Here is a 6765-nt window from a genome sequence, read left to right on the forward strand (position 1 = left end):
TACCTCGACAACATCGTCGTCTTCGCCTCGCCGGCGGCCTAGGGCTCTCGCGTCGCTGTCCTCGGGTCGGCTCGGCCTTGGGCTTGGGCTTGGCGCCGGCTTCGCTGAGTTGGCCGTTGCTTGCCACCGCTGACCTACGTCGACAGCCGTTCACGTTCGGGGATTGGCTATCGAACATATGTTCTATAGTACCCCTGTGTGGGCACCACCATCGGGTCATCCATCACCCCGGGTTCGACCACCACATCGACACCGACCCGCGCGGGATCAAGTCAGTCAGCTTCCACCGACGATCCTGAGCGGCGCCGATTTTGGGGTCAGGGTGTACGGCGGCCGGCTACGGCCGTGGGCAGCACGGCCGTCGGGCAGCATGGCCGTCGGCAGCACGGCCGTCGGCAGCACGCGTGGGTGCAGCACGAGCCAGCCGCCGCGCTGGTCGATGCCGAGCCCATGGGCGGCCCGATCGACCGGCCTGCGCAGACCCTCACCTGCCGCCCAGGTGTGCTTTAGGCGCGCTCGCCGGCCAGCTCTGCCTCGCGGTGCGCACCCCGCACGACGCGGTCGTGACGCAACGAGGTGCACCGGGTCTCCTTGGAGAGCAGGACCGCGACGATGGTGATCACCGATGCCGCCGACACGTAGTACGCCACCGCGATGGTGTTCGACCCGTTGCCCGTGGCGAGCAGCTTCACCGCGATGATCGGGGCGAGCGCCCCGGCGAAGATCGAGGCGAGCTGGTAGCCCACTGAGGCCCCGGTGTAGCGGACGGAGGTCCCGAACAGCTCGGAGAAGAAGGCCGCCTGAGGCGCATACATCAGTGAGTGGAAGAAGAGGCCGACCACCACGGCGAGCAGGATCTTCGGACCGCTCTGCGACCCGGCGAGGCCGAGGAAGAAGAACGACCACACCCCGACACCCAGCGCCCCGACGAGATACAGCGGACGACGCCCCACCCGGTCCGACAGGGCGCCCAAGGCAGGGATGAGGAGGAACTGGAACGCGGCGCCGATGAGCAGCATCTGCAGGATCAGACCGGTGCCGACCTTCGCGAAGTCCTTGGCATAGGCGATGACGACGACGGTGAAGATGTAGTAAGAGATGTTCTCGGCCATCCGCATGCCCATGGCCAGCAGCACCTCCTTGGGGTAGGTCCGGATGACCTCCAGGAAGGGGAGGTGGTTGGCCTCGTCCTTGCGCTGGGCGATCTGCGCCCGCGCCTCCTGGTACACCGGCGACTCCTCGAGCCGGACCCGCACCACCAGGCCGATGAACACCAGCACCGCGGACAGCAGGAACGGGACCCGCCACCCCCACGCCTCGAACGTCGCCGGGCTCTGCACGGCGGACAGGACGAAGAGCACCGCCGTGGCGAGCATGTTGCCCAGCGGAACTCCGGCCTGCGGCCACGACGACCAGAACCCGCGGTCCTCGTCCTTGCCGTGCTCGGCAGCCATCAGCACCGCCCCGCCCCACTCGCCGCCCACCGCGAAGCCCTGCACGAGGCGGCAGACCAGCAGGAGGATGGGCGCCCCGACGCCGATGGCGGCATACGTGGGCAGGAGCCCGATCGCCACGGTCGCCACGCCCATCATGAGCAGCGACAGGACGAGCACCTTCTTGCGCCCCACCCGGTCGCCGAAGTGCCCGAAGACCACGCCACCCAGCGGGCGGGCCACGAAGCCCAAGGCGTAGGTGCCGAACGCCAGGAGGGTCCCGGTCACCGGGTCGGACTCGGGGAAGAACAGCTTGCCGAACACGAGGGCGGCGGCGGACCCGTAGAGGAAGAAGTCGTACCACTCCACGGCGGTGCCGATCAGACTGGCGAACACCACCGTGCGGATCGAGCTGGTGCGCGTCGCGGGAGAGGCCTGCGGCGTCCCGGCCGCGTTGGTCTGCGTGGACATGGGCTGTGTTCCTTTCATGCGGCGCTCCAGCCGCCATCCATGAGAAATGAGCTTCCGGTGATCGAGTCGGTGCCCGGCCCGCACAGGAAGCCGACGAGGTCGGCCACCTCCGAGGGCTCGACGAGCCGCTTCACGGCGGTGCGGGCGAGCAGCACCTCGTCGAGGACCTCGTCCTCGCCGACCCCGTGGGTGCGTGCCTGGTCGCTGATCTGTCCCTCGACCAGCGGCGTGCGGACGTAGCCCGGGCACACGGTGTTGCTCGTGACCCCCTTGCCGGCCGCCTCCAGCGCGATGACCTTGGACAGTCCCTCGAGCCCGTGCTTGGCGGCCACGTACGCGGACTTGTACGGCGAGGCGCGGTGCCCGTGCACCGACGACACATGCACGACCCGACCCCAGCCCCGCTCGTACATCCCCGGCAGCAGGCCGCGCGTGAGGCGGAACGGTGCCTCGAGCATCAGGCGCACGATCAGCCCGAACCGGTCCGGGTCGAACTCCTCGATGGGCGCCACATGCTGCACGCCCGCGCTGTTGACGAGGATGTCGGCATGCACGGTCTGGCCCAGGCCGAGTCCGTCGACCGCGGCCCCGTCGGACAGGTCCGCGACGAGGTAGTCGCCGCCCACCTCCTCAGCCGCCCTTCTGGCAGCCGCCTCATCCACGTCGAGCACGACGACGCGGGCGCCGCGTGCCGCCAGTACGCCGGCGACCGCCCGCCCGATGCCGCTGGCTCCCCCCGACACCAGGGCCGTGCGCCCCGTCAGCTGTCTCTGGCCCGGTCCGGTCATCGTCGTCGTCTGGCTCACGCCTCGACGTTATGGGCGGTTTGCGGTTCGGAAAATGTGCCGTCACCACATCGCTCAGGCGTGGTTATGTGGCTTCTCTCCATGCTGGAGCACGCCGCGCAGCCGCCACAGGCGGAGGGCGACCTGGAGGTCGAGCGACCTCGCGGGATCGCGAAGCTGCTCCCCCAGCAGGGTGGTGATGCGTTCGAGACGCTGGCCCACGGTGTTGGCGTGCACCTGCAGCCGCCGGGCGGTCTCGACGGGACGGCCCCCGCTGGAGAACCATGCGTCGAGCGTCTCGACGAGCTCGGTCCCCCGCTGGCGGTCGTAGGCGAGGACCGGCCCGATGAGACGCTCCACGAAGGCCTCCAGCTCGGTGGGCCCGTTGTGCCCGAGCAGCAGGCGGGCCACGCCGAGCCCGGCCGGGTCGCTCACCTCACCCTCGCGGCCGAGCGTCACCAGGGCGTCCACGCACCGGCGTGCCTCGACGTATGCCGCGCCGATCACGGCATACGTCGGCGCGGGTGCCAGCCCCACGGTGGCCTTGGCGCCCGCGGTGGCCAGCCGGTCGCGGAGCGCCCGCCCGACACGCAGGGGGTCGTCGTTCTGCGGCACCACGAGGACGATCCGCCCGTCGTACTCCCCCGCCAGCCCCGCGAGCTCGCCACTGAGCCGGCTCGCGAGCTGAGCCGCGCGACGACGCTCCCCTCCGCCCACCCGCGCCACGACGACGACGGTCGGGCCGTCGAGGTCGGCATGCTGGCGCCGGGCACGCTCCCGCAGCCGCGAGCCGTCGAGCTCGCGGCCGTCGATGAGATCGCCGAGCAGCTCCCCACGGACCCGGTCCTCCGCTTCGGCGACCGAGCGGCCGAACAGCAGGACCAGCGCCGTGACCAATGCGCCGCGCTCCAAGGTGCGCCGGTCGGCCAGCCCGAGCTTGTCCTGAAGACCGTGGAGGACAAGGGTGCCCAGATGCTCCGTCCCGGCCATGGCGACCGCGACATAGGTCGGCGAGGCGCCCTCGTCGACCGGGACGCTGCGACCGGAGGCGCGCGCCTCGCGCACGGCCGCGTCCACCTGCTCGCCGACCGGCGGGGTGGCGGACCCGGCGAGGAGATGCCCGTCGCCGTCGAGCACGGTGACCGAGCCGCGTAGGACATCGGCGACGACAGCTGCGACCTCGGCGACTCCGCCGCCGTGCAGGAGCACGTCGGTCAGCCGGTCGTGTGCATGCGCGGCCACCTCGACGGCTGTCGCCTGCGCGCGCACCTGCCGGTTGACCTGGTCGACCTGCTCGAACAGCCGGGCGTTCTCCAGCGCCACGGAGGCGTGTGCGGCGAAAGACGTCAGCAGCGCGATCTCGGCGGGAGGGAAGCGCCGTACGCTGCGGTGTACCGCGAGCAGGGCGCCCGTGACCTTGCCCTCGAGCATCAGCGGCACACCGAGGATGGCCCGGATGTTCTCACCCGCGACCGCGCTGTCGATGAAGTCGCGGTGCACGAAGCGGTGATCCGCTTGGTAGTCCTCGGTGAAGTACGGCTCGCCGGTCTGTGCGACCAGTCCGAGCAGTCCTGTCCCCAAGGGCAGCCGGAGCCGACGGAACTCAGCGGTGAGGGCCCCCTCCGTGACCTTCATGTACGACGCGCCCTCTGCCTCGTCGTTGAGCGACAGGTAGGTCATGTCGGCGTGCAGCAGAGATCTGGCTCGCCGCGCGATCGCGCTCAGGACAGCGTCCACATCGCGAATCGCGGTGAGGTCGTTGGCGGTCTCGTAGAGCGCCGAGAGCTCGGCCTCGCGCTGGCGTTGCCGCTCCATCTGGTCACGGATCCGCAGCGCGACGCCGTGGTGCTCGCGCAGCCGGTCGAGCTCGGGACCGGTCGCGCCCGACTCGATCGCCGACGACAGCACGGAGTCATAGGCGTCCCGCGCCGCCCCGCGATACAGCAGGTCAAGGAACTGCTCGCTCACGTCACCACTCCCGACGCCGAACCGTACCCGAGTTCGCCGTTCGGGGGGTCGGGGGCGGAGCGGGGAGGCCGGTGGTTGAACCGCGGTACCTCATCCGGATGGGACGGCCCGACCGGCCTGGTACGCCGAACGGGACGGCCGCCTTCTAAGATCCACGCATGGATCTCAGCATCGACCAGCTCGGACCGTTCACCGAGAGCCTCGGCCTGCGCGTGACCCGCGCCGACGGCGACGAGGTGTCCGTGACATGGACCGCCTCGCCGGCCATGCACCAGCCTCACGGCATCGTCCACGGGGGGGTGCACTGCAGTGTGGTGGAGACCCTGGCGAGCGTCGGGGCCGGGTTGTGGCTCGGAGACCGTGGCCGCGTCGTGGGCGTCTCGAACTCCACGGACTTCTACCGAGCGGTCAGCGAGGGTGACCTGAGCTCGGTGGGCCGGCCGATCCATCGCGGACGCTCACAGCAGGTCTGGGTCGTCGAGACTCGCGACGACCAGGACCGGCTCGTCGCGCGGGGTCAGGTCCGGCTGCAGAACCTGACGTGACCGCCGATCTCCCCCTCCACTCTCAACGTATAACGCAGTAGGGGGCTTGCGGCAAGGCCCCTGGCCTGGCGCACAATCGCTGGCCCAGAGCCAGAAGCCGCACACAGGGAGCCGCCCATGGGTGTCCATCTGCCGACCTCCGACGCCCAGGAGGGACGCCCGGCGAGCGCGTTCGACCTGCCCGACCACCTTGCCGCCAAGGCGGACCCCGGCCTGGTCGCGCGCGACGAGCAGCACTTCGCGGCCATCTCGCACACGCTCGAGGAGTCCCTCGCAGACCTGTCCGCCAGGCTCGACGCAGCGCGCAGATCCCCTGGCGGGAAGGGCCAGGCCGCGATGGACCGCGACCTGGAGATCCACCGGCTGTCCGCCCGGCTGCGCACTCTGCGGCGCTTCGGTCGCGACCTGTGCCTCGGACACATCGTCAGCGCCGACGACCCTGAGCCCGTCTACGTCGGTCGGCTCGGCCTGACGGACAGCACGGGCCGTCGGCTGCTCGCCGACTGGCGGTCCCCCGCCGCCGAGCCGTTCTTCGGTGCCACCCATGCCAACCCCATGGGGCTGGCGAGCCGTCGACGGTACCGCTGGACGCGCGGCCGGGTGAGCGACTACTGGGACGAGGTGTTCACCCCCGAGGGGTTCCACGGCCACGCGGTCTCGCTCGACGACCAGTCCGCCTTCATCGCGAGCCTCGGCAGCACCCGGTCGGCGCAGATGCGCGACGTGCTCGGCACCATCCAGGCCGACCAGGACGCGATCATCCGCGCGGGCTCGCGCGGGACACTCGTCGTCGACGGCGGGCCCGGCACGGGGAAGACGGTCGTGGCCCTGCACCGCACCGCATACCTGCTGTATTCGGACCCGCGCCTCGGGCACCGCCGAGGTGGGGTGCTTTTCGTCGGCCCGCACAAGCCCTACCTCGCGTATGTCGCGGACGTCCTGCCCAGCCTCGGTGAGGAGGGAGTTCAGACGTGCACCGTGCGCGACCTCGTCCCCGAGGGAGCCACGGCGCCAGTCGAGCGCGACCCTGACGTCGCGCTGCTCAAGGCCTCCGCCGACCTCGTCAGGGCGGTCGAGGCGGCCGTCCGGTTCTACGAGGAGCCACCCGCGACAGGGACGCCCGTCGAGACGCCCTGGTCCGACCTCTGGCTGACCGAGGACGACTGGAAGGCCGCGTTCGACGGCCCGGACGTCGGCACGCCGCACAACGAGGCGCGCGACGAGATACTGGAGGAGCTCGTCACCATCCTGGTCCACCAGAACGTCGAGGACGCGCCGGAGGACCAGCTTCGAAAGTCATTGCGGCAGAACAGAGGCCTGCTCACCGCGCTCAATATGGCCTGGCCGTTGCTCGAGCCCACCGACCTCGTCGGCGACCTGTGGTCGGTGCCGGCCTACCTGCGGCTCTGCGCGCCCTGGCTCAGCGCCGACCAGGTCCGCGCCCTGCAGCGAGCGGAACCGCAGGCGTGGACGGTCTCGGACCTGCCTCTGCTCGACGCCGCCCGGCAACGGCTCGGCGACCCGCAGGCCTCACGGCGTCGCCGTCAGCAGGAGGCAGAGTCC

Annotated in this window: 5 protein-coding genes; 2 read left to right on the forward strand and 3 right to left on the reverse strand. The window is 70.8% G+C overall.

The window, feature by feature from the left end:
• Nucleotides 1-506 precede the first annotated feature (506 nt).
• The 3 genes from VGN50_RS12420 to VGN50_RS12430 form a co-directional block, all read right to left on the reverse strand.
• Nucleotides 507-1904 carry an MFS transporter gene (locus tag VGN50_RS12420; protein ID WP_327445113.1) on the reverse strand — a complete coding sequence of 466 codons (1398 nt, stop codon included), beginning with the start codon at nucleotides 1902-1904 and terminating at the stop codon, nucleotides 507-509.
• Nucleotides 1905-1918: 14 nt separating this feature from the next.
• Nucleotides 1919-2692 carry a 3-hydroxybutyrate dehydrogenase gene (locus tag VGN50_RS12425; protein ID WP_327445118.1) on the reverse strand — a complete coding sequence of 258 codons (774 nt, stop codon included), beginning with the start codon at nucleotides 2690-2692 and terminating at the stop codon, nucleotides 1919-1921.
• Nucleotides 2693-2764: 72 nt separating this feature from the next.
• On the reverse strand, nucleotides 2765-4657 hold the full coding sequence (locus VGN50_RS12430) for a helix-turn-helix domain-containing protein (RefSeq protein ID WP_327445114.1): 1893 nt from the start codon (nucleotides 4655-4657) through the stop codon (nucleotides 2765-2767).
• A 158-nt stretch (nucleotides 4658-4815) separates the two neighbouring features.
• Here VGN50_RS12430 and VGN50_RS12435 point away from each other — a divergent pair, with 158 nt between their 5' ends.
• Both VGN50_RS12435 and helR read left to right on the forward strand, forming a co-directional pair.
• Nucleotides 4816-5202 (forward strand): PaaI family thioesterase, encoded by a 387-nt coding sequence (locus VGN50_RS12435; protein WP_327445116.1) that lies wholly within the window; start codon nucleotides 4816-4818, stop codon nucleotides 5200-5202.
• Nucleotides 5203-5319: 117 nt separating this feature from the next.
• Nucleotides 5320-6765, forward strand: a 1446-nt coding sequence (gene helR, locus VGN50_RS12440) for an RNA polymerase recycling motor ATPase HelR (RefSeq protein WP_327445117.1), incomplete at its 3' end; no start/stop codon positions are given.

The organism is Pedococcus sp. (assembly GCF_036000045.1).
In the GTDB taxonomy this organism is placed as follows: Bacteria; Actinomycetota; Actinomycetes; order Actinomycetales; family Dermatophilaceae; genus Pedococcus.

Excerpts from the sequence above, each read along its gene's own strand:
- VGN50_RS12420 (WP_327445113.1), bottom strand. The coding sequence starts at position 1,904 with ATGTCCACGCAGACCAACGCGGCCGGGACGCCGCAGGCCTCTCCCGCG.
- VGN50_RS12425 (WP_327445118.1), bottom strand. The coding sequence starts at position 2,692 with ATGACCGGACCGGGCCAGAGACAGCTGACGGGGCGCACGGCCCTGGTG.
- VGN50_RS12435 (WP_327445116.1), top strand. The coding sequence starts at position 4,816 with ATGGATCTCAGCATCGACCAGCTCGGACCGTTCACCGAGAGCCTCGGC.